The 555-nt window shown below is 59.1% G+C and carries 1 pseudogene; it reads right to left on the bottom strand.

Annotated features, from left to right (window positions below):
• A pseudogene (locus GOB86_RS15770) lies at positions 1-555 on the bottom strand (IS3 family transposase); the annotation flags it as partial.

Genomic DNA, 555 nt, shown 5'->3' with positions numbered 1-555 from the left:
CTGGTAGATCGCCCGCAGGCCCATGATCGCCATGAGCCGCCGGACCCGCTTGCGGCCCACTTCATGTCCCAGGCGGCGCAGATGCCATGTCATCTGCCGTGAGCCATAATACGGCGTTTCCAGGAACTGGGCGTCGATCAGCCGCATCAGCTCCAGATTGGCTTCGCTCTGTGGCACAGGCCGATAGTAGACGCCCGACCGGTTGAGTTGCAGTAGCGTGCATTGCCGGATTATCGGCAGGCATGCTCTCTTCGGGTCAATCATCTGCCGCCTCTGATCACGCCCAACCGAGCAGAGGCATCCCGCAAAAAATCCCGTTCCACCAGCAACTGGCCGATCTTGGCGTGCAGTTTCTCTACATCAGCAGGGCTGACTGAAGGTTCCGTTACTGACTTACCAGAAAAAAGGCTTGCCATGCCTTCGATCGCCTGCCGTTTCCACTGGGCGATCATCGTCTGATGCACCCCATGTTTCGAAGCCAGTTCCGCCAGCGTCAGTTCCCCACGGATCGCCTCCAGCGCAACCCGTGACTTGAACTCTGCCGCATACCGTTTC

It is taken from the genome of Acetobacter lambici (genome assembly GCF_011516885.1).
Taxonomy (GTDB): Bacteria; Pseudomonadota; Alphaproteobacteria; order Acetobacterales; family Acetobacteraceae; genus Acetobacter; species Acetobacter lambici.
Note: the sequence above shows the minus strand (reverse complement) of the source record. Positions and strands in the feature narration are given on the sequence as shown.